This is a genomic window from Kitasatospora sp. NPDC087861 (assembly GCF_044742585.1).
Lineage (GTDB): Bacteria > Actinomycetota > Actinomycetes > Streptomycetales > Streptomycetaceae > Kitasatospora.
This window is the reverse complement of sequence record NZ_JBIUUS010000012.1, coordinates 186,791-211,058: the sequence shown is the minus strand read 5'-3', so window position 1 is coordinate 211,058 and position 24,268 is coordinate 186,791. Positions and strand designations below refer to the sequence as shown.

Sequence of the window (24,268 nt, the reverse complement as noted above, 5' to 3'; positions counted from 1 at the left end):
GTTCGGGGTGGCCGCCAGAGGCCGTGGATCGGCCAAGGTCTGCCGGTGGGGCGGCGTGCGGGGACGTGCCCCGAACGCCGCCCCACCCGGCGGTCAGGCGTCCACGCCGTAGTACTGGGCGAGGAAGCCGGTCACGTCGGCTGCGTGCGGCAGCAGGTCGGGCAGTTGGGCGGCGAGGGCGGAGCGGGTGGCCTCGGCGAGTTCGGGCAGGCTGGTGGTGGCGCCCTTCACGTACGGGTCGAGGCGTCGGATGAGCTCGTAGTTGCTCTCCACGTCGACCTGCCGCATGGCCTTCTCCAGCGGCGGGGCGTCGGCCGGCGGGACGGCGGGCAGGACGCGGCTGACGAAGGTGACGCGGTGCAGCACCCGCCAGCACGGGGGCTTGCGGTCGGACTGGCGGGCCTGGCGCAGCGCCGCCGCGTTGGGGTCGTTGCCGATGGCGAGCCAGATGGGGTCGACGACCTTGTGGAAGAAGCTGTCGAAGTGCTCGCTGTCCTCGCCGAGGTAGAAGCTGAGGAAGCGGTAGGCGTCGACCTTGCCGGGCACCTTGACGGGTTGGCCGTCCTGGTCGAAGACGGGCTTGCGGTCCTGGTCGTAGCGCTGGAGGTTGCGGGCGGGGTTCACCTCCACGTTCAGTCCGAAGGAGCGGGTGGCCTCCTTGCCGCGGGCGTGGGTGGCAGTCATCCCGCCGCCGACGGAGGCGTCCAGCTGGGCACTGATGCCGATGCCGGCGAGCTGGAACGAGGTACCGACCGAGCCGGAGAGCGAGTAGGAGCCCGACGTGGTCTCGCTGACCACGTCGGTGGTCTCGGTGGTCTCGGCGAAGAAGCCTCCGGCGGCGGTCCACACGTAGGTGTTGACCAGGTCCCGGCGGGAGAAGCCCTGGCCGGTGGCGCTGTCGGTGGTCTCCCGTTTCTGCGTGGGTGCGGCGTCGGTGCCGATCGCGCCGCCGAGCACCCGCCCGGCGCGTTGGGCGGTCGGGTCGGGAGCGTGGGTCTCGGTGGAGACGCTGTCGTAGTAGCTGTGCAGGCGCTGCTGGTCGCGCTGGATGCGGCGCTTGAGCGCGTACGCCTCACGGGGCTTGAAGTAGCTGTACTCGCCGCGCTCGCGGGTGCCCTGGTAGTCGGGGTCGGCGACCTTGCCGCGCTCGTCGAAGCCGACGGTGCCGTCGAGGGTGCCCTGCTTGGTGTAGCGGGGGTTGATCGGGAACGGGATGACGTTCCAGTCCTTGGGGATGTCGGGGTTGGGCTGGATGCGGTAGGCGACCAGGGCTCCGCTGTGGGCCAGGCGCAGGGCGAAGACGTCGGCGGTCTGGGACTGCACGACGGCGAAGCCGGTGTTGGCCGGGACGTAGCGGCGGCCGGTGGCGGGGTTGAGGAGGCGGCCCGGGTCCTCCCAGTGACCGGTGAGGGAGACCTTGGTGGTGCGGGCGGTGTTCTCGCCCTGGGAGAGATGCGCCGCTGGTCGTCCATCGCGAACGCCACCGTGCTGCCCTGGTGCCGCACGGTCGTGGTGTGCACGTAGGCGCGGTCGCTGTAGACCTTCACCAGGTGCTGAATCTCCGTCAAACCTGCCACCTCGTAGGCGGGTGCCCGCCGGAAGCGGACGGGCACGATCGACACGAAACGTGTCCACGCTTTCACTTGACGTAACCGGCGGACAAGGTGCTTCTCCGCCAGCGCGGGGCCGAAAGTCTTCCACGCGCGGCCACCGGCCGCTCTGCGGGCCGCGACGCCCGGCCACCGGGCGGTCGCCCGTCCGGGAGGCCTCGCGGCTCAGCTCTCCGGGAGCCAGGTCAGATCCTCGGCATCGATGCGGTAGCCGCTGCCGACGGTGCGCCGCCTTTCCGCCCCGGAGGGACAAGTAGCCTGCCGGGTAAGGGAGTTTTCGCGCCGGCTGCGGGCCGGCGGGTGGGGCACTCGGAGGAGTGCCCCACCCGGTGATGTCTGCTAGCCGGTGTGGAGGGCGAGGGTCGGGGAGAGGCGGGCGGCCCGGACGGCCGGGTAGAGGCCTGCCACCGTACCGATGAGCAAGGTGGCGGCGAAGCCGCCGGTGACGGCCCACAAGGGGACCACCCAGGGCAGGCCTCCCGAGGCGGCGAAGGCGTAGGTGGCGACCGCACCCAGGGCCACGCCGGCCAGCCCGCCGAGTCCGGAGAGCAGGAGGGACTCGGTGACGAACTGGAGACGGATCTGGCCCCTGGTGGCGCCCAGGGATCGGCGCAGTCCGATCTCGTGGCGCCGCTCCAACACTGAAATGATCATCGTGTTGGCGACCCCGACGCCGCCGACCAGGAGTGCCACCCCGCCCAGCCCGAGCAGGAGGTCGGTGAACGCACCCTCGGTGGCGGCCTTGGCCTGGAGTGCCGAGGAGGGGTCGGTGACCTGCACGTTGCGCGGGTTCTGCGGATCGACGGTGCGTGGGATCAGCTCGCGGACCGCGCTGACCGTCCGGTCCGTCGATCGTTCGTAGATCTGGGTCGGGTGGCCGTCGAAGCCCAGCAGTGTGCCGGCGCCGTCCCAGCCGACCAGGGCGGCCCGCTCGATCTCGGGAGCCAGCGGCAGCGGGTCGAGGATGCCGATGACGGTGAAGTACCGGCCGCCGATGTGGACCTGCTGGCCGGGGGCGGTGATGCCCAGGCGCTGGGCGGCGACGTGTCCGAGCACCGTCGACGGGTAGCGCCCGTTGGCCTCGTTGAGCCAGGTGCCCGAGCCGACCGCGCCGCGCACGACGTCCAGCAGCCCTTCGGTGGCGGCCTTCACGGCGATGCCGCCGGTTTCGTCCTTGGGGATCTTCTCGCTGCGTCTGACGGACTGTGCCAGGTCGCCGGTCGCGCCGACCTGCTCGACCCCGGGGATGCGGCTCAGCATGCCGATCGACTCCTTGGGCAGCTTCACCTTCTCGCCGAACAGCCCCTGGCCGGGGGAGGCAACCAGGAGGTTGGTGCCCAACTGGTCGAGCTGCCGCAGAAGTTGGGCTTTACTCGAGGAGGAGATGCCGACCACCGCGATCATGGTGGCGATGCCGATGGCGATGCCCAGCGCGGACAGCACCACCCGCAGCGGCCGGGTGCGCAGGCCGGCCGAGCCGACGTGGAGGACGTCGCGGGGGCCGAGCCGGGCCGGGGAGAGCCGTGTGCCGCTCATCGCTCCCCACCCCGATCGGCCGGGTCGGCTGCGCCGGTGCGCAGATCCGCCACGACGCGGCCGTCGCGGATGCGGACCTGGCGTGGCAGGCTGTCGGCGATCTCGCCGTCGTGGGTGATCACCGCGATGGTGGCCCCCTCGGCGTTGAGGTCGTGCAGCAGCTCCATCACCGCCCCGCTCGAGGCGGAGTCCAGCGCGCCGGTCGGCTCGTCGGCCAGCAGCAGGTCCGGCTCGCCGACCACGGCCCGGGCGATGGCCACCCGCTGCCGCTGGCCGCCCGACAGCTCGTGCGGACGGTGGTGCATACGGTCCGCGAGCCCGACCCGCTCCAGGGCCAGGGCCGCGCGCCTGCGGCGCTGGGCGCGCGGCAGGCCCGAGTAGAGCAGGCCCTCGGCGACGTTGTCCTGGGCGCTGACCCCGGCCACCAGATGGAAGGACTGGAAGACGAAGCCGATGTGCCGGGCGCGCAGGGCGGACAGCCGGCGGTCGGAGAGGGCGGCGACGTCGTGGCCCGCCAGGGTGACGGATCCGGCGCTGGGCCGGTCCAGGGTGCCGACGATGTGCAGCAGGGTGGACTTGCCCGACCCCGAAGGGCCGACGATGGCGAGCAGTTCGCCGCGCCCGATGCGCAGGTCCACCCCGTGCAGCGCCGTGACCCCGCCCGGATACTCCTTGGTGACCTGGTTCAGCTCGACCACCGCGCTCATGACTTGGGCACCCCGACCTTCATGCCCTCGGTCAGCTCGGTCCCGCTGACCTCGACCCGGCCCTGTCCGAACATGCCGAGCTTGACCGGGACTTCGCGCGCCTTCCCGCTCTCCACGACCTGGACGCCGAAGCCCCCGCCGGACAGCGCGAGCAGTGCGTTGACCGGTACGGTCAGCACGTCCTTGTGGACCTCGCCTTCGAGCTCGACGGTGACCGGCGCCTGGTCGAAGCCCTCCGCCTGCCCCGGGTCGTCGAAGACCACCCGGGCGGTGATCTTGGCGGGCTTGTCCGGGGAGCCCTGCTCCGTGCCGTCCTCGCCGATGGTGCGGTCGACGGAGGCGACCTTGCCCTTGGCCCTGCCGCCGCCGGGCAGGTCGACCTCGACCCGGGTGCCGGGCTTGGCGAGGTCGGCCCGGGAGACGTCGATCTTGATCTGCACCTGCCGTTCGGAGCCGGTGGTGGTGAGGACCGGCTTGCCGGGAGCGGCCTGGTCGCCGACGGCCGCATCGCTCTTCTTGATCCGCACCGGACCGGGGGAGAAGGCGATCTGCTCGGGGCCGATCTCGCCGGTCAGGGCCAGTCCGTGGGCCTTCTGCCAGCGCTTGACCGCTTCCGCGGTGCCGGCGGTGAACTCCTCGTCCGCGGCCAGCCCCTTGCCGTAGCCCAGGTCGCGGAGGTTCTCCTTCAGCTGTCTGACGTCCGGCCCCTTGTCGCCGGTCTTCAGCGTCCGGTACATGGGGCGCTCGCCGTCCATGAGCCGGACCTTCCGGCCGTCGACCTCGTAGAGAACCCCGTCACGTTTCACCACCGCGCCGGCCTCCGGGAGCCAGGTGAGGGTGCCCGGCACACCGGCGTTGAGCCGGCGCTCCTCGGCGTAGTCGAGGGTCCCGTCCACCTGGGTCCGGCTGCTCAGATCCTGTCGCTTCACCGAGTCCGTGCTCGGCGGCAGCCCGTCCGCGCGGTCCACGCCGCCCTTGCCGCCGCCCCCGGTCTGCGAGAGGGCCGTGGCCCCGCCCACCAGCGTGACCGAGATGACCAGCGCGACGATCAGGTACGTGCGGCGGCTCCGCCCGCGCTCACTCCGCATTCTGACCACTGCACGCCTTGTTCGCCTTGTCGAACCTGTCCTTCTCCGCGCCCTCCGGGATCTTCATCGCCGTTCCCGACATCGCCGAATCGCCGTCGAACTTCGGGTCCGGCATATCCACGCCGTTACCGCGCATGCACTGGGCGAATTCAAGGGCCTTGTCCTTGTCGGCCTGGGACATCTTCGCGCCACCCGAGCCACCGGCTCCCCCGCAGGCCTTGAGGGCTTCCTCCATCTTGTCCTGGCCACCCTCCAGGACCATGGCCCGCGGGTCCTGGCCCGGCTCGGGCTCCTTCACCTGGGCGCCGTGTTCGCGCAGGCACTTACGGTGCTCGTAGGCCTGGTCCGCCGCCGCGCCCTTGCCCGACGAGTCCGAGCCGCCGCCCCCGCCGGAGCCCGTGACGCCTCCGCTACAGGCCGTCGTGAACAGCGCCATCCCCGCCACCAGCGCGGCCGCCGCCGCGCCGTACCTGTGGTTCCGCATGTGGTTCCGCATGGAATTCCTCCGTGTCCGATAACGAGTGGCCGACCACGCAGAGGCTGGCACGCACCCGCATTTCGCCGCTGTCAGCCGAGACCTTTACGGCGCCGAAAGGTGGCTTTCAGGTACACCTGATGTCATGCGTGTACTGATCGTGGAGGACGAGGAATTCCTGGCGGACATGATCGCCGAGGGATTGCGGCGCGACGCCCTGGCCGTCGATGTCGAGTACAACGGCGCCGACGCGCTGAAGCGGCTGAGCCTCAGCGACTACGACGTGCTCGTACTCGACCGCGACCTGCCCGGGGTGCACGGCGACGAGGTGTGCCAGAGCGTCGTCGAGCAGCGGCTACTGACCCGGGTGCTGATGCTCACCGCCGCCGGCGCCGTCCGCGACCGCGTCGACGGCCTGGACCTGGGCGCGGACGACTACCTCACCAAGCCGTTCGCCTACGAGGAGTTGCTGGCCCGGGTACTGGCGCTCGGCCGCCGCACCCACCCCGCCCTGCCGCCGGTCATCGAATGCGCGGGCATCGCCCTCGACACGGCTCGCCGCCAGGCCTTCCGGGAGGGCCGCTACCTCGCCCTGTCCCGCAAGGAGTTCGGCGTGCTGGAGGTGCTGATGCGGGCCGAGGGCGCCGTGGTCAGCGGTGAGGACCTGATCGAGCAGGTGTGGGAACGGAGCATGGGATACCGCACCAACGCGGTTCGGGTCGTCCTCAGCAAGCTCCGCGCCAAGCTCGGCGAGCCCTCGGTCATCGACACCGTGCCCGGCCACGGCTACCGCATCGGCGTCCCGGCATGAGGAGCTTCGCTCCGGCCGGCCTGAACCGTCTTCCGCTGCCCGGCTGGCCACACCTGCGACTGCCGGGCGGGGAGCGGGGCCGGCTGACCATGCTCTACGGCGGGCTGCTCGTCCTCGCTGGGGCCATGCTCATCTGCCTGGTCAACTTCCTGGTCCGGGAGAATCTGTACACCTCGATCAGCACGGCCGTCGCCGTCGAACCGCGACTGGCCACACTGGCGACCCCGGACCCCACTGCGGCAAAAACCGTCACGGTCGGAACCGCTTCGCCCGCAACCACTTCACCCGGAACCGCCCCCGCCGACGGCGGACAGTCCCACTTCCAGGCCGTCAAGGTCGTCACCCAGGCCGCCGAGCAGGCCGCCCAGAACCAGCTGCTGACCGTCTCCCTGATCGCGCTGGCCGCCTTCGCCGTCATCTCGGTGGCGCTGGCCTGGTGGATGTCGGGACGGGTGCTGCGCCCGGTGACGGTGATCACCAACACGGCACGGCGACTCTCGGGTGAGAACCTGCACGAGCGGATCGCCCTCGACGCACCCCCGGGCGAACTCAAACAGCTCGCCGACACCTTCGACGCCATGCTCGACCGCATGGAACAACTGGTGGGCGCGCAGCAGCGGTTCGCCGCCAACGCCGCGCACGAACTGCGGACTCCGCTCGCGGTGCAGCGGGCCGCGGCCGAAATCGGGCTGGCCACCGAGGATCCGGCCGCCGTCGCCCGGGTCCGCCGCAAACTGATCGAGGTCTCCGAGAGCAGCGAACGGCTCATCGAGGGCCTGCTGTTGCTGTCCGTCTCCGACCAGGGGCTGGACCGCCGCGAACCGGTCGCACTGGACCGGCTGGCCCGCTCGGTGGCCGCCGAGTGCACCGCCTCGGAGGAAGCCCGCGAGAACCGCGTCACCGTCCGGACCGACACCGCCCCCGTGTCCGTCGAGGGTGATCCGGTGCTGCTGGCACACCTGGTACGCAACCTGGTCGGCAACGCCCTGCGCTACAACCACGACGGCGGCCGGGTCGAGGTCGGCGTGCACGACGGTGTCCTGGAGGTCGGCAACACCGGCCCCCAGGTACCGCCGGAGACCGTCCCCTATCTCTTCGAGCCCTTCCGCCGCCTCCAGGAGCGTCGGCACAGCCCGCGTGAGGGCGCGGGCCTGGGCCTGTCCATCGTCGCCTCCATCGCCCGAGCCCATCACGCCACTGTCACCGCCGTCCCCGGCAGCGCGGGCGGACTGCGGGTCCGGGTCGAATTCCCCACGGCCTGATCCGGCGGTCCGAGGGCCCGGGCGCGAGGCCGTCACCGTGCGGTGCCCTCCGGGGGACAACCTCCAACGCTGGAGCCTCGCTCATCCCGCACCAGCCCGTCGAACTGAACGGGTAGTTCGCGGAGACCAGGCCGGCGCCTTCCGGGTGCCAGTCGGCGGCCTTCCAGCCGAGCTTGGTCATGGCGGTCCAAACGGTCACAGTGCGGCCGGGTCCGGCCGGCCGCCTGGGGACCACCTTCGTGCTTCGAGCGGTCGGCTCAGGGATTGGTGCCTCCTCGGGGCGGATCGCGGGTGCTCGCTGTGCTGTTCATCGGGACTGCTGCCGGAGCTGGTCGGGTCTCAGCGGCGGTGGCCTCGTCGGTCTGCGGCGACGTCGATGACCAGTATTCACCGGTCCGAATCGCGCAGGTCAGGGCCTATCTCGTCCGTCTTGCATGATGCCTGATAGCACCTCATGCCACCCGGTCCGTGAGAGGCGCGTGAGAGCCGTGACACCTCGTGACGCCTCATCCGAACGCGCCCGCGCCCACGACCCCGCCTTCCTCCACCGAGGCCGCTACGACCCGGAGCTTCCACCGGCGTCCTCACCACGACCAAGACCCCCAGCAGCACGACCTGGGTCCCCTCCCCCGGCGTCGCCACCGCCCTGCGGCATCGCGACGCGGACAAGACCCCAGCGTCGATTCAGCCTGAGGCCCCTCGCGTGAGTCCGCCAGGCCCGACCGGCCCCGGCACGGTGACGACGGGACACCGAGCGTGCTGCAGGACGCCCTGGCCGACGGACCCGAGCAGCTGGCCGGTGAACCCCCCGGCACCCCGCGTGCCGACGACCAGGGCCAGGGCATGCTTGGAGGCCTCGGCCAGGACGGCCACCGGATGTCCGCGCACCACCTCGTGCCTGAGCTCCACCCCTGGATAGAGCTCCCGCCGCCCGGCGGCTGTCTCCGCCAGCACCCGACGGGACTCCTGCTCCACCCGGTACTCCTCGGCCACCGAGAGTCGCGAAGGGTTCCAGGCGTACAGAGCGCGCAGCTCGGCGCCCCGCAGTGCTGCGGCTTCGAAGGCGTAGTCCACGGCGTCCCGCGACGTCCGGCTGCCGTCCACGCCGACGACGATGTACGCCGGCTGCTGGGTGATGTGCTCCGGATCCCGAACGACCACTACCGGGCAGCTCGCGTGCGCGATGAGTGGCAGAGTCACCGCCCCGGAGTGGAACAGCTCCCGGACGCCGGAGAGCGGTCGTGAGCCGAGGACCAGCACCACGGCCCGCTCGGCCTGCCTGTTCAGTACCTCGGCCGGGTCCCCGTCGACGAGCCGGGCCGACACCTGCAGGGCGGGGTGGCGTTCGCCGATGAAGCGGGCCGCCTCGTCGAGGGCGTGCTCGCCTGCAGTACGGAGCAGGTGGGCACGATCGTGGAGTTCGGGCCAGAGCCGGGGCCAGATGTCCTCGCGGGTCACGGGTTTCCACGCCTGCACGACATGCACCGGCAGGTGGCGCCGATTCGCCTCATCGGCGGCCCAGGCGAGCACCATGCGGCTCGGGCGTTCGGGATCGACGCCGACCACTACGGGACGCTGTCCGTGGGGACTCATCATGTCTCCTCCCGTCGACAGGGAGCGGGCCCGCCGGCACGCCGATTGCGCGCCGCACCGCGGGCAGCCGCCGCACCGCCTGCAACAAGTCCGAACCGATCAGCTGGTCCGCGGCGATTGCGACGCCCGCACGGTCACCGGGCGAGGAAACGGACATGCTTCTACGGTATTCCCGAGCCGCTCGGACACCTGCCGGATTGCGGGGGCAGGAAACGGCCAGAGCGCTTATGGCAGCGTGATGGGATCGCGCTGCGACTGCCACTTGGCGGAAACAACAAAAAGGCCGCCCCCGCATCTCTGCGGAAACGGCCCACGCCCTGCATAAACGCTGATCTTAACAACAGGATTTGTACCTGCGCCCCCGGCGCCCAAGTGGTCCCGTTATCTCCCGACCGAAAGGCCGGGTTGGGATTTCGCGATCACGAGCCGCAAGATCAGGGCTCCTGCTTCTCTGATCTGCACATTTACCTCCTCGTGATCGTCCTACCGGTAACTCCTCCGGCACTGTCCAGGTTACTCCGGTAAAGCACGAATTCGGGCAGATCAGGTGCACGAATACCGTCGCGTCAGTTCACCACCGCAGCTGCAGGTCCGAGCGGGCCTCCCGGGACAGGCGCCGGCCGTGCGACCGACAGTCCCCGGCACCCTGCCGGTCGGCTTCGGCGCTGACACCCCACAGATCAGCGTGCGGCAGCTCCGGCGCGGCGACCAGGTGCGCCCGGGTGGGCCCTGGCCCTGGCCGGAGTACGGTGGAAGAGCTCACCGTCGACGGCATGCGGACAGCCTGGGGGTACCCCGGCTGCCGCACTTGGTCGTCCAGAAAGAGCCCGGGGTAGGTGTTCGACATGACCGCGACCTTCGATCACGCCGCTGGCCAGCCATCGGGGCCGGAACCGCCGGTCCGACTCTCGCTGACACCCGAGGGCGCCACCCGGGGCCGGCTGGACGGGGCCTGGTGGCCCCGCTCGCACGACCTCCTTCGTGAACTTCCCCCGCTGGCGGCAACGCTGGACCCCAAGTGGGGGCGGATCACCCGGGTCACCGTGAATCCGGCGCACTGGCCGGTCATCCCCCGGCGGGTCCCGGTCGCAGGCCACGTCATCCACGTCGGGTGGTTCGAACAGGAGCAGGACGCGGACGAGGTGATGGTGTTCTCCTTCATCCCTCTGCGCCTGGAGCTCCTGGTTGTTCCCCCCGACGCCGAGGCCTCCGCCGCCGAGTGGCTGATGACAACGGCGTCCGACCCGGCCAACACGCGCACCGGCACCGACCTCCTGACAGCCGCAGGTGTTCCGACAGCAGACCAGCCGCAGACAGGCGGATAGCGCCAGCCACCAACGAACAACACCGCGCCGTTCGCCGCCGGCCCCGACTCGTTTCGTATCGGGTTGAGGCGGAGGTGTGCCACATCAACTGTGCCGCCGCGTGGCCCCGTCCTGTGCAGGGACCAGCCACAGCCGGTGAGCCGAGCCCGCCCCACCGGCTGTGGCTGGTCCAAACTACTCACGTGACCCACTCGGTCCCGGCCTGGGGCGCGCCCACCGAGTGTCGTCCCTCCCAGGCGCGGCCCACTCACCACCGAGGACGACGTCGCAGACTGCCAGCATCCGCACCGCCCCCGGTGTCCCCACCGTACGCCGACCGGTCGTCGTGGTCTCCAGTCCGACCGTGTAGGGGTCGGCCGGCCCGGCTCCCGCCGCGATCCATGCAGGTCCGCACCGACCGGACCGGCAACAGCGCCACGTCGGTACGCTGCTTGCCGGCTCGGCGCGAGCGATCAGAGCGTCGCCACGTCATCGCGCGGCTCGGCACCGAGGCGGGCGAGTGCAGCGCCGAAGGCCGGGCACTGGGCCTTCGGGACGGCGTTGAGCGCCACCCCGTCGGCCCGTCGGCCACCGCGAGGGCGGCTGCCCGGCCGTCCGGAGTGCGGAGCAGCGGCGGAGGGTGCCCCGCACCGGCCAGCCGGTCCGATCGACCCACCAGGTCGACGCGAAGGTGGGCGCAGCTGGCGAGCATGGTGGTGTCCAGGTCGGGAAGGAGGTGGTTGGTGCGGGAGAGGACCGTACTGGATCGCGACGGTGGGGATGCCGTCGGTGCCGTCCCGCACCCGAGTGACGACCCAAGGGCAAAGACCGGCGTAACGCCGGAAAGCGGTACGGAGGAGCGATGGCACGGCTCGTGGTGAAGGGCGATGACCTCATTGTCGACCTGTCGTGGTGGGAGAAGGCCGCGGCGCGGCGCCGTGACGTCCGCGTGCCCGTGTCCGCGATCCATCAGGTGAGCGTCGAGCCCGACTGGTGGCGTGCTCTGCGCGGCGTGCGCGGGCGAGGTACCTGGATTCCCGGCGCCTTGTTCTACGGCGTCCGTCCGCATCCCCAGGGGAAGGACTTTTCGGCTGTCCGGGTCCGAGCCCGCCGGCCCGCCGTATGCGTCGACCTGTGGCACTCCTCGCCGTACGCCCGCTTGGCTGTCACTGACCCGGACCCGGACAGCACCGTACGGGCCATCCGCACCGCCGCCGGCATCTGACCGCCACTCGAGTAATCCACCCCCGATAACTCGGCAGCGGCTTCCAGACCTGGCCCCGGAGAACACGAATCAGTTGCGAGAAGCCCCAGCGCCCTCACGCTCGACACGGTCGGCGCGCACGTGATCGACGGCAGATGCGTCAAGTGCGAACGCCGACGCAGGCGAACTCGACCTACTGGAGGAATGCTGCACTGGCGCCTTCGAGTGGGACCGCCCGTGGGACCAATGTCGTCCCCAGGACAAGATCAGGCCATGGCTCCAGGGCGACATCGCGTCCACGGTGGCGCAGTCCCTGGGTCGATACCCCGACTGCGCGGCGCACTTCTCGAACCTTGCCGGCAACGTCCGGGTCGACCACCGTATCCGGGCCGCCGTCTCACGTCGCGACGGATCGCCTGGCTAAGGGCTGTCCAGTAACTGATCTTTGAGGGGTCGGGGCAGGGTCGGTCGGCCGGTGGTCGGTGCTGCTACGCAGCCTGGAGCAGGTTGTGGCGGCGGGCGATGCCGAGCATGGCGTCGTGGACGCCGTCGCCCTTGAGGCGACAGTCGAGCAGGATCTTCCAGTTCTTCATGCGGGTGAAGACGTGCTCGAATCTCAGCCCAGTCTTCCGCACGGATCGCCCTCTCTTCCTTCTGACTCCAGAGCATTGAAGTCAGAAGGATCAAGAGACGGCCGGGACCAGGGCGGTGAGAGGCAGTGAGGTGGCGTGCCCTGAGGGGCGCGACAGGTAGAGCGCGGTGTGAAAGTAGCCGTCGGCCTCCTTCCCATGAGGGTTCTCACCCGCCGCGGTCACCGCGTCGACGGCGTACTGCTGCTCGTGGGCGCTGGTGAAGCGGCGTTGGGGGAACGTGTGGGTGGTGGTCTTCTCGGTGATCAGACCGTAGGGGATCAGACCGTCGGCGATGGCCTGGTAGGAGCCAGTGCGCAGAACGAACGCGGCAACCCACACGGGTTCGCGGGCTCCGGCCAGGAGTGGTTGGAAGGTGCGGGGGGACAGGAAGCTGGCCCCGCCGGTGACCGTGATCAGCTGCGTGCTGCGGGCGGCACGAAAGAGGGCCGAGCTGGGAGGCGCTGTCTCCAGGTTCTCGGCGAACCCCTCATCCAGCAGGCCGACGGCCCGGGCGTAGGCGATGGCGTTCGTGGCCATGTCGAGTCCGATCACCTGGGCCGCGTCGGGGCGTCGATGGGCCGCGTAGTAGGCCTTGTCCCACTCGATCAGCTCGGCGGTGGTCAGTGCGACTGCGCGCGGGGAGGTGTAGTGGGCGTACAGGTCCCTCAGCGTCAGGTCGTGGTTGAGGAGCGCGGCGTTGATGCCGTAGGAGCAGCAGATGTCCAGCACCGTGACCGGTCCAGCGGAGCCGGTCTGGTGCGCGCGGGCTTCGACCAGGCGGTGGAAGATCCCCTGGGCGTGATGCGGTGTCTGGTACTCGAGGGCGCCGAGCTCGCGGTAGAAGGCCCGGGGGTCGGGCTGGTCGTAGATCTCATCGAACGGGGTCATCGCTACTTGGGCCAAGGAGTCCGCCTTCCTGGACGTACCGACCACAGGCTCTTCCGCGCCCGCTTGTTCCGTGCATGAACCATCCCACGCACTCCCCTCTCCCTTGCGCTCCCCTCGCCCCGGCCGGTAACACCGGTCGAGGCGTGCTGAAGGGAATGAAGTAGAAGTCTGCCGTACCGCCCGAGGAAAGGCTTTGGCCCTGGTATGCCTTCACCCTTGTGGATGAGCATCGCGGCCTCGGTACTCCTCGCGGAAGGTCAGGGGGCTACCCGCGAGGAGGCGGTCCGCTTACACGGCGCAGCCTGGCGCCCTGCCGACAGGCAGACCAGTTCATCTGAGACGACGAGCGAGTCGGACCAGCCTCACGGGCGTCGGGGCGCAGCCGTGACAGTGGGATCGGCTAGGTTCTCCGGTCGACAGCAACGGAGTTGGGGAGGACCAGGATGAACAGCGCAGAGCAGCAGGTCGCCGAGGTGTGGAAGCAGATCGAGGAGTGGCTGGCCGAGCACGCGCCCGCGAGCCTGGCGGCACTGGGCGGGCCGGCTACGGCAGAGGAGATAGCCGTCGTCGAAGGCGATCTGGGGTGTTCGCTGCCCGCCGAGTTCGCCGCCTCCCTCGCGATCCACCGTACGGTCGACCTTCAGGGTTCGGCGATCCAGATCGAGCACAGCGACCTCACCAGGTTCGCCGGGCTCCGCCAGACCGAGATCGAGGACTTCGCGTGGGCCGCCGCTGCGGAGCACGACCAGATCCGGCTCGACGACTTCTGGCGAGCCGGCTGGATCCCGTTGGGCCGGGAGGGCGACGGCTCGCTGTACGTGCTCGACCTGGACCCCGCCCCAGGCGGCACCTACGGCCAGGTGCTCTACGCCGACCAGGGCATCGTCCCCGAGACGGTGTACTACCCCGGCTGGCTGGCCGCTCTCCAGGACTTCGCCACCGAGTTGGAGGCGGGGAAGTACCAGGGAGTGGACGGGGTCCTCGACTGGCTCGAGTGAGTTGCGGCCTCCAGAGCGGCTGAGCGGCTAGTACTCCAGCAGGACTTCGACGTTTTGCCTGTTCAGAGGGCTGCGCGGTGAGTGTAGTGGGCTGAAGCTCCCACTCGCGCCGCCGCGAAGATGGTCACTGTACGTAGCCAATCACGGGCCGCAGACGGGCCCCGGCCGAGCCCCACCCGACGGGCCCCTGGGCGGTGCAACAGGCGAGCAATCTCGCGGTCGAGTTGGGCATCCGGCTCGATTCACTGCGCTTCCTGATCCGCGACCGGGACGCGAAGTACACCTCGTCGTTCGACGCTGCCTTCGAGGCTGAGGAAGTGGAGGTCATCAAGACGCCACCTCGTGCTCCGCGAGCGAACGCCCACTGCGAACGAGTCATCGGAACGCTGCGGCACGAGGCCCTCGACCACCTGCTGATATGGAACGAGACCCACGCCCGGCAGGTCCTCGACACCTACGCCCGGTACTACAGCCGCCATCGCCCACACCAGGCTCGGGGACAGCTCCCGCCCCTCGCCCAGGAGCACCCCATGCCAAGAGCCGACCTGGCCGCTCACCGGCTCCTCCGCGCGCGAGTGCTCAGCGGCGTCATCAACGAGTACCGATACACGGCCTGACCAGCAGCGACAGGTCTCCGAACGGCACAGCCTCCCGTACCGACCCGACACCCTCGACGGCTTCATAGCCGGCACCGGCCTGACCCTCGACGACCCGGCGTCACCTTGACGAGCCGAAGTCAGTAACGGTCAACGTGCCAGTGCCGCCTGCAGGACCGTCACCGGCGGCGCTTCGCCCGCGGCAGCGGAAGTAAGGAAGGTTCGGCGCAGATGCGCCGTCAGGCGTTCCGGTACGGCCGGGTGGAAGCGTCCGGAGAGGTAGCCGTCCGGGCGGATCAGGAGGGCCTCGCCGTCACGCGGCGCATAGGCGTCGCGGAACTCGCCCGCCGCGTCCCGCACCCGCGGCGGGCGCAGGCCGACCGGGCGAGCGTCCTCCGGTACCTCTGCGGCGGTGACCAGATAGGCGTCGAGCAGGCCGTGGGCGGCGCGATGCGCCTCGGCGGCGCAGGCCTCGAGCCGGGCGACGCCGTCGCCCGAGGCGTACTCCGAGCCCGCGAACAGCAGCAGCACGTGCCGCGGGGTGCGCAGCAGGTCGAACAGCCGCCGCGGGTAGGCGGCGAGGTCGCTCAGCAGGCCGCGGCAGTCCGGTGCCCGGTCGCCGGCGGCGGGACCGGCCGCGGGTGTGCCGTCCGCCGCCGGCGGCTGGATCAACGGGCTGTCCGGGTAGGCGACCAGCAGCTGGGCCTGGCGCCGCAGCATCATCTCGGCGTCGTCCCCGTTGTTGCCGAGGCCGGTGCGGGCATGGCGGACGGTGCGGGCATGGCGGACGGTGCGGTCGACCACCTCCTGCGCGACCGGGTGGCGTTCGGCGTGATAGCTCTCCAGCACGTCGTCCGTGGCCATACCGCGGATGGTCAGGGCCAGCTTCCAGGCGAGGTTGTAGGCGTCCTGCACGCCGGTGTTCAGACCCTGCCCGCCGATCGGCGGGTGGATGTGCGCGGCGTCCCCGGCGACGAAGAGGCGGCCGTTCCGGTAGCGGTCCACCAGGCGGTGGTTGATCCGGAAGGTGGACGACCAGCGCAGCGTGGAGGCGGTCGTCGGCTCCGGGGACAGCCGGTCGAGCACGGCCTGGATCTGGCCGAGGTCCGGTCCGCGGCCATCCCCCATCCCGTCCGGCGCGCTCGAGTCGTCCTCGCCCCCGGCCTGGGCGCAGGGGCGCAGCATCGACAGCCAGTACCGCCGAACGCCCGGCATCGGAATGCAGACGAGCATGTCGTCCACCGCACCGTTCGCGTCCAGCTTCACGGCCCGCATGCTGTAGCCGGCGGGCAGTTCCCAGTCGAGCTCGACGTCGCCGATCATGTACTGCTCGGGGAAGGCGTTGCCCTCGAAGGTCAGCCCGGCCGCCTTGCGGACCAGGCTGTGCGCGCCGTCGCAGCCCACGACGTAGCGGGCGTGCAGACGCTCGATCCGGCCGTCGGCGTGTGCGAGGACGGCCTCGACGTCGTCCGGGCGCATCTCCACCGAGCGGAGCTCGGTCGGCCGCTCCACCTCCGTGCCGAAGCGCGCAAGATGCTCGGTGAGCAGCCGCTCGGTCGCGTACTGGGGCAGCGTGGCGAAGGGGTAGGGGATCTCTGGCGGCAGAGTCAGCTCGACCCGGGGGCCCCGCTTGCCGTCGGTGAAGACCAGCTGGCCCAGGTGCGGCACCGCGTCGTCCAGCGCCCCGTGGACCACGCCCATGGCGTCCCACACCTCCAGCGTGCGGGGCAGGACGCCGATGGCCTTGGCATAGGGCTCCGGGACGGCCAGCCGGTCGACGATGCGGCAGTCCACGCCGTGCCGCCGTAGCTCGGCCGCCGCAGTCAGGCCCACCGGGCCCGCGCCCACCACGAGTACGTCGACAGCGGTCATGATCAGACTCCCTCGTCATCCGGAATTGGCTCCCGAGCCAGTGTGCTTCACCAGGTTGCGCCGACCCGACTGGGTTGAGGTTCCCCCGCCCTGCGATAGTTGCCGATCAGCTGGTCAGGACGGGTTGGCGGGATTTCAGGTTCACTGATTCGGCCGTTGCCGGGTTGGCGTAGTACTTCTCCTCGAACTCGATGGGGCTGACATAGCCGAGTCGTTTCTGGATGCGACGAGGGGGCACTGTCACGTTGACCGTTACTGACTTCGGCTCGTCAAGGTGACGCTGGGTCGTCGAGGGTCAGGCCGGTGCCGGCTATGAAGCCGTCGAGGGTGTCGGGTCGGTACTGGAGGCGTTTGAGCCGGTTGCGTACAAGGGCTGACGGTTTCCGGGCCGAGGGTTTCGTCGGCCGTCCGCCAGAGGTCGATCTGGCGGTCTGGCGGTCCGGCGGTGGATGGAGGCGAGGATCGGTGCCCGGCCTTCATCGAAGATGTCGCTGACCGCGCGGCCGTCGGCGAGTCGGGGGTCTGTACCGTCATCCGCGACAACGACGCCCTCGCCGACATCCGCCGGCTCGGCTTCGGCGTCGGCCGCCAGGAGTGCATGCCCGGCTGGGACTCCGTCGCCGTCCGGTCCTGGCGCCCGGTGCTTCGGCCCGGGAGCCGGGTCGGCTGCGGACGGTGCGCTACCAAGGCTCTGGTCGACGGTTGGCCACTGACGCTGACTCGATGCACCTGAACCTCGCCTACCGCGCTGCGGAAGCCCGATGACCGGTTGCAGACCCCGTTGCTCGCGCGCCCGAACGGTCAGCTGCCGCGCCGACCCCAGGCCGAGACCATGGAGAACGCCAGGTCCCACACCCAGGGATTCCGGAAGTCGGCGTAGACGTCAGCCAGTTCCGCCTCGGTGACCAGGCCGGTGTCCGCCATCTTCCGGGACAGCGGCTTCATGCTGAGGTGCAGCATGCGCGCCATGTCGTCCTGGCCATGGAAGGGGAGGGTGCTGACATGGGCTCCGATGTCAGTGAGGCCGTGGTGCGCGAGCGGGGTCGGGAGGTGGCGTGTCCACGTGATGTCGGTGCCGGCGGTTTCGTGCATGACACGCCACATGGCGGCCATGGCGTTGCGGTGGTGCGGGCGTGGGGAGGTCGCGGAGGTGGTGTCGGCGGTTTCCTCGATGACGAGCCACCCACCGGGGCGCAGCCAGGAGACGAGGCGTTCGAGGAGTTCGTCTCGTCGGGGAACGTGGATGAGGACGAAGCGGGTGTGGACGAGATCGAAGACGGGGCCCGGGTCGAAGTCTTCGGAGAGGGCATCGCCGGTGACGGTCGTCAGGCGGGGGTGGGTGGGCAGGAAGCGGTCGTCACGGTCGAGGGCGGTGACCTGGGCACCCTGGTCGGCGAGCCACCCGGCGATCGACCCGCTTCCCGCGCCGATCTCCAGGCAGGTGCGTCCGGCGGGGGAGGTCAGGGAACCGATGACGTGCTGGGTGATGGGGTCGTAGACGGAGGTGAGGTGCCTCAGCCGGTCTCGTTCTTCCTCTGTCGAGAGGGTGAAGATCTGGTCGTAGGTGTGGTGGTCGCCGTGGTCCACGGGGTGCTTCCTTCCTTCTGCTGGTCAACTCGCCATGCGGTCCGCTGACCGTAGTCGTTCCCGTTCGTGTCGGGTTGACGGGGCGTCACGTCCTCTCCGGCGCTGGTACGCGACCTGCCCGGCGGTGGATCCTGAGTTGCGGACCCCGGGGACGGAGGGTGGCCGAAGTGGCGGTCTCGTGGACGCGGCCGGGCGTGGCCAGGCCGATCCGCCAGCGGGCCAGGACGGCCGCGGCGATGATCAGCATCTCGGTCCAGGCGAAGGCCTCACCGACGCACTTGTGCGGGCCCGCGGCGAAGGGCATGAAGAGCTTGCGCGAAGCGTGGTCCCCGCGCCGGCGCCACCGGCCGGGGTCGAACCGGTGGGGGTCGGGGTAGCGGAGTGGGTCACGGTGCAGCGCGGTGAGGCTGAAGAGGATCTCCGAGCCCGGGGCGAGCCGGGTGCCGGCGTACTGGAGGGGGGCCACCGCGCGGCGCATCAGGATCCAGTTGGGGGTGTGGAGCCGGAGGGTTTCGCTGAGCGCGTGCCCGGTGCGCTCAAGGCGCGGCAGGTCGCTCCAGCCGACGGTGCCGTCACTGGCGACGGCTCGTACCTCCTCGCTCAGTTCGTCCTGCAGATCGGGATCGCAGGCGAGCTCGTAGCACAGCCAACTGAGTGCGGTGGCAGCCGTCTCGGTGCCCGCCAGCAGCAGCGATACCACCTCGTCCCGCACCTGGAGAGGGGCCATCGGCCGGCCCGTCTGTTCGTCCCGGGCGGCCAGCAGCAGCGACAGCAGCGTGCTGTCGCTGCCGTCGCGCCGGTCGGCCTGCGCGACGATGTCGTCCACCACCGCGCGCAGGTCCTCGACTGCCGCGTCGAAGCGCCGGTTGGCGGGAACGGGCAGCTTCTCCAGGAGCGGCGAGGGGTACAGGGCCCGCTGGATGAACCCCGTGAGGACCACCGGCACGGCCTGGTGGATCCGGGCTTTGTGGCCGGCGCCGAGGCGGGTGGCGAACAGCGCCTCCAGCAGAACGTCCAGGGTGAGTTCGTGCATCCGCTCGCTGATCGTCAGCGGCGACTCCGGCTCCCAGCGGGACACCGTCCGGGCTGCCTGACGGGCCATCACGGCGGTGTACGTGCGGATGCTGTCGCGGTGGAAGGCCGGCTGGAGAAGACGTCGCTGGCGGAGGTGGAAGGCGCCCTCGGAGATGAACAGCCCGTTCCCCAGCAGCCCGCGGGCCTTGTCGAAGACGAAGCCCTTCTCGGTCTTCGCGGCGTCCTGGACGAGTAGCCTGTGCACGAGTTCGGGCGCGGTGAGCACGTGGACCGGCCGCCGCCACAGCTGGATCCGCACAACGGGGCCCAGGTCCGCCAGCGACTGCAGGAAGGGCATCGGGCGGGTCATCAGCGGAATCAGGTGCCCGATCCCGGGCAACCGGCCCGCGGCGCAGGGCACCTCGCCGCTGGCCGTCTCGCCACCGGCCGCCTCGCCGTCGGCCACACCGTGGTCACGGGTCATGGCCGGCTCCCCGCAGGTGACGGTGTGTCGAATCGCGAACTTCCACGGGACCAGTCGATGTGCCCCCGTAGCCACAACCCGAGGCTGCGCGCGTATGCCGCGGTCGGTGCGGTGGCGTCAGCGCTGACGGCCTCTCGCGCCTCGATGAAGTCGTTCATCTCCCGGTCGCGCAGGGCGAGGGCCCGGTCCCGGGCTGCGGACGGGGAGCAGCGGTGGTGACGGGCGAGGACCTCGACGAGGTTGTGGCGCCCCTGGCCGCCGGCGCTCTCCTTGGCATGGGAGTACAGGTCGTTGTCCCAGCTGACCAGGTTCGCGGTGATGTCCGCGAGCCTGCGCAGCGCCGGGCCGTCCGCCTGCGCGGGCGGGAGTTCGTAGTCGCCCACGATGTCGATGAGTGCCAGGCAGGTGTACGTCGCCCCCGCATGGCGGCGCATGGCCACGTACTCGGCGAGCCCGGGGACGGCCGCCGCCTCCCGGTTCGCGGCCTCCCAGACCTGCGCGGACAGGTAGTCGCAGACCGTACGCTCCCACCGGACGAGCTGCGAGGGCGAGGCGTGCCCGCGGATCCGGTCCCGGATCTCCCGCAGGGCCACCGCGTAGGCGCGTGCGGTTCCCGTCAGCTCGGTCGGGGGCAGGTCGGCGTCGAGTACCCGCGCCAGCAGGGCGGTTGTCCGGGCCAGCGGGCCCGGCAGCCCGCCGCGCTCAGGGTCCTCGCCGTACCCGTCGTCGAAGGCGAAGAGCCAGACGTACCAGTCCGCCAGCAGCCGCAGCATCTCCGCGCCCACCTCGGGATTGGTCCGCGCGGCGAGGGCACCGCTTCGCTGACGCCGTAGCCGTTCCGCCCGCTCGGGCAGCCCGTCGAGCAACCGGTGCTGTGCCATCCAGGCGAAGCTCTCCCGGTCGGCCTGCTCGGCATGCCGGTTCAGCAGGGAGGGGAAGGGGCACCACAACTCGTCGGACGTCCCGTCGGTCCCTGTGTCGCGGGGATTGCTCACGGACATACCGGCCTCACCGTTCGGTCGAAGGGAGCGTGAACGCTGTCGGCACGGGTCGCTCCGTGCCGACAGCGTGGTTCAACGCCGGTGCAGGACGAGGCGGGTGGCGAGGCCGCCGCCCACGCCGGCCAGTACGGCCACCGGCAGCCACCAGGCGGGCCAGGGCAGCAGCCCGAGCGGTGCGTCGAGTGACCAGCGGCCGGGTCCGGTGGCGGACAGCACCGCGCCGATCGTGACCAGCACCAGCGGGTACTCGAACCCGTCGTTCTGCACCCACAGCCCGTGCGGCCGCTTGACGGTCAGCGCCACCGTCATCACACCCATCGTTCCCGCGGCGGCCAGCGGCGTGAGCAGACCCGCCGCAAGGAGCAGTCCGGCCCCGATCTGGGTGCCTCCCGCGGTGAGCGCGGTGAACACGCCGCCGCGGAAACCGTCGCCGCGGAACTCCTCGGTGCCGCCGGCCAGCCCCCGGCCGCCGAGGTGGAAGCTGACCTTCTGGATCCCGTGCCCCGCGACCAGCAGGCCGACGACCAGCCGGAGCAGCAGGAGACCTGCGTTCACTGGTGAACTCTCTTTCTGTGGTACCTGGTTGCCGGTCAGCCGGCCGCGTGCTCGTTGATCATGGCCTGCGCGTAGACCACACCCAGGCCGTAGGCGCCGGCGTGCTCCTTGACCACGTCCATGACCGGCAGGTAGGTCTCGGTGCGGGCCCAGTCGCGCTGCAGCTCCAGCAGCACCTGGACCCACGTCACCGGTACCGCGCCGGCCGCCGTCATCCGCTGGATGGCGTGCTCATGGGCCAGCGGGCTGACGCCGCCGGAAGCGTCCGTGACCACGTAGACCTCGTAGCCCTGGTCCAGCGCCGACAGGGCGGGCAGCACCAGGCAGACCTCGGTCCACAGGCCGGAAAGGATGATCTTGCTGCGCCCGGTGGCCTTGACCGCCTCGACCAGGGCCGCGTCCTCCCAGGCGTTCATCGAGGTGCGGTCGACCACCTCGTGCTTCGGGAAGACCGCCTTCAGCTGGGGCAGGATCGGGCCGGAGAAGGACTCGGCGGCCACCGTGGACAGCACCACCGGGACGTCGAAGACCCGGGCGGCCTTGGCCAGGCCGACGGTGGCGTTGATGATCGCCGTGCGGTCGCCGCTACCCGTGCCGAAGAACATCTGCGGCTGGTGGTCGACGAAGAGCATCATCGAGTTGTCCGGCGTCAGCAGATCGGAGCTGGGGGCGGCGTGCACGGAGTCGAAGTCGACCATGGCGGTTCTCTCTTTCGGCTGAGGGGGTGTCACGGGGACGTCGGCGCGGACATCAGCGGGAACGTCGGCGCAGACCTCGGCGGGGACGTCGCAAGGCATCGAAGGCTCGGAGACACGAGCGGTGCCGCAGGCTCTCCGGCACAGCCAGGACGCTATCCGGCGGCGCCCGGACATCTCTTCTCCCACCGCGCCCAGGACTGTTCCCACACTGCACGGAGCTCCCGTGCGCCGTCGGTCCCGGCGCCGCTCGCGGGGTCGCTGCCCGCACAGGACAGAGCCGGTGCGTGCAGAGCAAAGTCCCAGCTCTGTGCCGCCCTAGGTTGACTCGTGCCAGAGCTCAACGGACCGTGCCGCTCGCGCCGTCCGGCCTGAACGACGAGGACGGTCACCATCATGTCGAGCATGCCCGTTGCCGGGGTCCGCCCCGGCCACCCCGACCAAGCCGCCGACCTGGTCGTGCGCAACGCCAAGGTGTACACCGGCGACCCGGTGCGCCCGCGGGCCAGTGCGGTCGCGATCCGCGACGGCCTGATCACCGCCGTCGGGGACGACGCGGACGTCATACCGCAGATCGGCCTGCGGACCCGCGTCGTCGACGCGCTCGGGCGGCGTGCCGTCCCGGGCCTGAACGACTCGCATCTGCACGTCATCCGGGGCGGTCTCAACTACGTGCTGGAGCTGCGCTGGGACGGCGTGCCGACGCTGCGCCAGGCGCTGGCCATGCTGCGGGCCCAGGCCGAACGCACCCCGCCGGGCCAGTGGGTACGGGTGGTCGGCGGCTGGTCCGCGGACCAGTTCGCCGAGCGCCGACTGCCGACGGTGGCCGAGCTGAACGCCGCCGCACCGGACACCCCCGTCTTCGTCCTGCATCTGTACCAGTCGGCGCTGATGAACCGGGCGGCACTGCGGGCCGCCGGGTTCGACCGCGACACCCCGGACCCGGCGGGCGGCCAGATCGTGCGCGGCCACGACGGACAGCCGACCGGCCTGCTGCTGGCCGCCCCCGGAGCCCTGCTGCTGTACTCCACGCTCGCCAAGGCGCCGACGCTGGACGAGGCCGAGAAGGCCGCCTCCACGCGGCACTTCCTGCGCGAGCTCAACCGTTTCGGGCTCACCTCGGCGATCGACGCAGCCGGCGGCTTCCAGAGCTTCCCGGAGAACTACGGCACCGTCATGCAGCTCGCGCAGCAGGGCGAGTTGACGCTGCGGATCGCCTACCACCTCTTCCCGCAGACCGCCGGACAGGAACTGGACGACCTGGCGCGCTGGGTGACCACCGTCCGCCCGGGTGACGGGGACGCGTGGCTGCGGCTGAACGGTGCCGGGGAGAACCTCACCTGGGCGGCTGCGGACTTCGAGAACTTCACCGAGCCGCGCCCCGAACTCGGCCCGTACGAGGCCGGGTTCGAGCAGGCCGTGCGGCTGCTGATGGAACACGGCTGGGGTTTTCGGCTGCACGCCAGCTACGACGAGACGATCCGCCGTGACCTGGCGGTCTTCGAGAAGCTCGCCGCCGAGGGCCTCTTCCCGGGCGGGAACCGGTGGCTCTTCGACCACGCCGAGACGGTCTCCCCCGCGAGCCTGGACCGGATCGCCGCGCTCGGCGGGGCCGTCTCGGTGCAGAACCGGATGTCCTTCCAGGGTGAGGCGTTCGTGAGCCGCTACGGCACCGCCGCGGCCGCCGAGGCGCCGCCGGTGCGGGCGATGCTGGAGCGCGGGCTGACGGTCGGCGCGGGCACCGACGCCACCCGGGTCTCCTCCTACAACCCGTGGGTGGCCCTGCACTGGCTGGTCTCCGGGCGTGCCGTCAGCGGACGCACGCTCCGCCCGGTGGCCAACCGGCTCAGCCGTGAGGAGGCGCTGGAGCTGTACACCCTGGGCGGCGCCCGGCTCACCGGCGAGCAGGAGGTCAAGGGCCGGCTCCGGGTGGGCTGCTACGCCGACCTCGCGGTGCTCAGCGCCGACTACCTGACGGTGGACGAGGCCGACATCCCGCACATCGAGTCCGTCCTCACCGTGGTCGGTGGCCGCATCGTGCACAGCGTCCAGGAGCACGAGGGCCTCACCCCCGAGCTGCCGGCCGTGGAGCCGCTGTGGAGCCCGGTGGCGCGCTTCGGCGGCTACCAGGCCACCCCCGCGCCCAGCCTCACCGGCGTCCGGCAGGCCGAGCGGGTGGTCGAGGCGGCAGCCGCCTCCGACGAGCAGCGCGAGTGGCGGCAGGCGCGCGGACTCCTGGTCCCCGGCCAGGGCGGACCGGCCCTCGACGACCCCTGCTTCCTCTGATCCACCTTCCGCATCCGCCGTGCGCCGCCGGACTCCGCACTCCCGGTGGCGCACGGCGCTGGACAGCCTT

The 24,268-nt window shown here is 70.9% G+C and carries 21 protein-coding genes and 2 pseudogenes; 7 read left to right on the top strand and 16 right to left on the bottom strand.

Annotation, left to right across the window (positions count from 1 at the left end; translation table 11 throughout):
- Nucleotides 1–93: 93 nt before the first annotated feature.
- The 5 genes from ACIOJE_RS19245 to ACIOJE_RS19225 form a co-directional block, all read right to left on the bottom strand.
- A complete protein-coding gene (locus ACIOJE_RS19245) occupies nt 94–1,323 on the bottom strand; it encodes a hypothetical protein (RefSeq protein ID WP_400777438.1) in 1,230 nt (409 codons plus the stop codon).
- 626 nt (nt 1,324–1,949) lie between these two features.
- Nucleotides 1,950–3,146 (bottom strand): ABC transporter permease, encoded by a 1,197-nt coding sequence (locus ACIOJE_RS19240; protein WP_400777436.1) that lies wholly within the window; start codon nt 3,144–3,146, stop codon nt 1,950–1,952.
- The gene (locus ACIOJE_RS19235; protein WP_280682437.1) at nt 3,143–3,853 is read right to left on the bottom strand and encodes an ABC transporter ATP-binding protein; all 711 of its coding nucleotides are present in this window, start codon (nt 3,851–3,853) and stop codon (nt 3,143–3,145) included. Before ACIOJE_RS19235 ends, ACIOJE_RS19240 begins: the two co-directional genes overlap by 4 nt.
- Nucleotides 3,850–4,941 carry a peptidoglycan-binding protein gene (locus ACIOJE_RS19230; protein WP_400777435.1) on the bottom strand — a complete coding sequence of 364 codons (1,092 nt, stop codon included), beginning with the start codon at nt 4,939–4,941 and terminating at the stop codon, nt 3,850–3,852. The genes ACIOJE_RS19235 and ACIOJE_RS19230 overlap by 4 nt, the downstream gene beginning before the upstream one ends.
- A complete protein-coding gene (locus ACIOJE_RS19225) occupies nt 4,931–5,425 on the bottom strand; it encodes a hypothetical protein (protein WP_400777434.1) in 495 nt (164 codons plus the stop codon). Before ACIOJE_RS19225 ends, ACIOJE_RS19230 begins: the two co-directional genes overlap by 11 nt.
- 136 nt (nt 5,426–5,561) lie before the next feature.
- Between ACIOJE_RS19225 and ACIOJE_RS19220 the strand changes: the two genes are divergently transcribed.
- Nucleotides 5,562–6,227 carry a response regulator transcription factor gene (locus tag ACIOJE_RS19220; protein ID WP_280682432.1) on the top strand — a complete coding sequence of 222 codons (666 nt, stop codon included), beginning with the start codon at nt 5,562–5,564 and terminating at the stop codon, nt 6,225–6,227.
- An 89-nt stretch (nt 6,228–6,316) separates the two neighbouring features.
- Nucleotides 6,317–7,489: a sensor histidine kinase gene (locus tag ACIOJE_RS19215; RefSeq protein ID WP_400777464.1), complete on the top strand. Its 1,173-nt coding sequence runs from the start codon at nt 6,317–6,319 to the stop codon at nt 7,487–7,489.
- Between the two features lie 684 nt (nt 7,490–8,173).
- Here the strand turns inward: ACIOJE_RS19215 and ACIOJE_RS19210 are convergent.
- A complete protein-coding gene (locus ACIOJE_RS19210) occupies nt 8,174–9,085 on the bottom strand; it encodes a universal stress protein (RefSeq protein WP_400777432.1) in 912 nt (303 codons plus the stop codon).
- 842 nt (nt 9,086–9,927) lie between these two features.
- Between ACIOJE_RS19210 and ACIOJE_RS19205 the strand changes: the two genes are divergently transcribed.
- Nucleotides 9,928–10,407, top strand: coding sequence for a DUF5994 family protein (locus tag ACIOJE_RS19205; RefSeq protein WP_400777430.1), 480 nt, complete (start codon nt 9,928–9,930; stop codon nt 10,405–10,407).
- A 247-nt stretch (nt 10,408–10,654) separates the two neighbouring features.
- Here ACIOJE_RS19205 and ACIOJE_RS19200 read toward each other — a convergent pair whose 3' ends face one another.
- A complete protein-coding gene (locus tag ACIOJE_RS19200; RefSeq protein WP_400777429.1) occupies nt 10,655–11,356 on the bottom strand; it encodes a SpoIIE family protein phosphatase in 702 nt (233 codons plus the stop codon).
- On the opposite strand from ACIOJE_RS19200, the gene ACIOJE_RS19195 reads away from it, so the two are divergent.
- A complete protein-coding gene (locus ACIOJE_RS19195) occupies nt 11,249–11,611 on the top strand; it encodes a hypothetical protein (RefSeq protein WP_400777427.1) in 363 nt (120 codons plus the stop codon). The two genes, ACIOJE_RS19200 and ACIOJE_RS19195, sit on opposite strands and share 108 nt — an antisense overlap.
- Nucleotides 11,612–12,078: 467 nt before the next feature.
- Here the strand turns inward: ACIOJE_RS19195 and ACIOJE_RS19190 are convergent.
- Together ACIOJE_RS19190 and ACIOJE_RS19185 are read right to left on the bottom strand one after the other, a co-directional pair.
- A pseudogene (locus ACIOJE_RS19190) lies at nt 12,079–12,207 on the bottom strand (IS5/IS1182 family transposase); the annotation flags it as partial.
- Nucleotides 12,208–12,273: 66 nt separating this feature from the next.
- Nucleotides 12,274–13,110, bottom strand: coding sequence for a hypothetical protein (locus ACIOJE_RS19185; protein ID WP_400777426.1), 837 nt, complete (start codon nt 13,108–13,110; stop codon nt 12,274–12,276).
- 443 nt (nt 13,111–13,553) lie between these two features.
- On the opposite strand from ACIOJE_RS19185, the gene ACIOJE_RS19180 reads away from it, so the two are divergent.
- Both ACIOJE_RS19180 and ACIOJE_RS19175 read left to right on the top strand, forming a co-directional pair.
- On the top strand, nt 13,554–14,108 hold the full coding sequence (locus tag ACIOJE_RS19180) for an SMI1/KNR4 family protein (protein WP_280682423.1): 555 nt from the start codon (nt 13,554–13,556) through the stop codon (nt 14,106–14,108).
- 194 nt (nt 14,109–14,302) lie between these two features.
- Complete coding sequence (locus ACIOJE_RS19175; RefSeq protein ID WP_348534131.1) at nt 14,303–14,725, top strand: integrase core domain-containing protein; 423 nt, start codon at nt 14,303–14,305, stop codon at nt 14,723–14,725.
- Nucleotides 14,726–14,854: 129 nt separating this feature from the next.
- Here ACIOJE_RS19175 and ACIOJE_RS19170 read toward each other — a convergent pair whose 3' ends face one another.
- From ACIOJE_RS19170 to ACIOJE_RS19140, 7 genes and pseudogenes are all read right to left on the bottom strand, one after another.
- Nucleotides 14,855–16,576 carry an FAD-dependent monooxygenase gene (locus ACIOJE_RS19170; protein ID WP_400777425.1) on the bottom strand — a complete coding sequence of 574 codons (1,722 nt, stop codon included), beginning with the start codon at nt 16,574–16,576 and terminating at the stop codon, nt 14,855–14,857.
- A gap of 269 nt (nt 16,577–16,845) precedes the next feature.
- Nucleotides 16,846–16,947, bottom strand: a pseudogene (locus ACIOJE_RS19165) (IS630 family transposase); the annotation flags it as partial.
- Nucleotides 16,948–17,377: 430 nt separating this feature from the next.
- On the bottom strand, nt 17,378–18,163 hold the full coding sequence (locus ACIOJE_RS19160; RefSeq protein WP_400777424.1) for a class I SAM-dependent methyltransferase: 786 nt from the start codon (nt 18,161–18,163) through the stop codon (nt 17,378–17,380).
- A gap of 85 nt (nt 18,164–18,248) precedes the next feature.
- Nucleotides 18,249–19,661: a cytochrome P450 gene (locus ACIOJE_RS19155; protein WP_400777422.1), complete on the bottom strand. Its 1,413-nt coding sequence runs from the start codon at nt 19,659–19,661 to the stop codon at nt 18,249–18,251.
- Nucleotides 19,658–20,662, bottom strand: a complete 1,005-nt coding sequence (locus ACIOJE_RS19150; RefSeq protein WP_400777420.1) for a hypothetical protein — start codon at nt 20,660–20,662, stop codon at nt 19,658–19,660. The genes ACIOJE_RS19155 and ACIOJE_RS19150 overlap by 4 nt, the downstream gene beginning before the upstream one ends.
- A 72-nt stretch (nt 20,663–20,734) precedes the next feature.
- Nucleotides 20,735–21,217: a DoxX family membrane protein gene (locus tag ACIOJE_RS19145; protein ID WP_280682407.1), complete on the bottom strand. Its 483-nt coding sequence runs from the start codon at nt 21,215–21,217 to the stop codon at nt 20,735–20,737.
- A 35-nt stretch (nt 21,218–21,252) separates the two neighbouring features.
- Nucleotides 21,253–21,915: a hydrolase gene (locus ACIOJE_RS19140; RefSeq protein ID WP_280682405.1), complete on the bottom strand. Its 663-nt coding sequence runs from the start codon at nt 21,913–21,915 to the stop codon at nt 21,253–21,255.
- A gap of 393 nt (nt 21,916–22,308) precedes the next feature.
- Between ACIOJE_RS19140 and ACIOJE_RS19135 the strand changes: the two genes are divergently transcribed.
- Nucleotides 22,309–24,198 carry an amidohydrolase gene (locus ACIOJE_RS19135; RefSeq protein WP_400777419.1) on the top strand — a complete coding sequence of 630 codons (1,890 nt, stop codon included), beginning with the start codon at nt 22,309–22,311 and terminating at the stop codon, nt 24,196–24,198.
- The last annotated feature ends 70 nt before the right edge of the window (nt 24,199–24,268 follow it).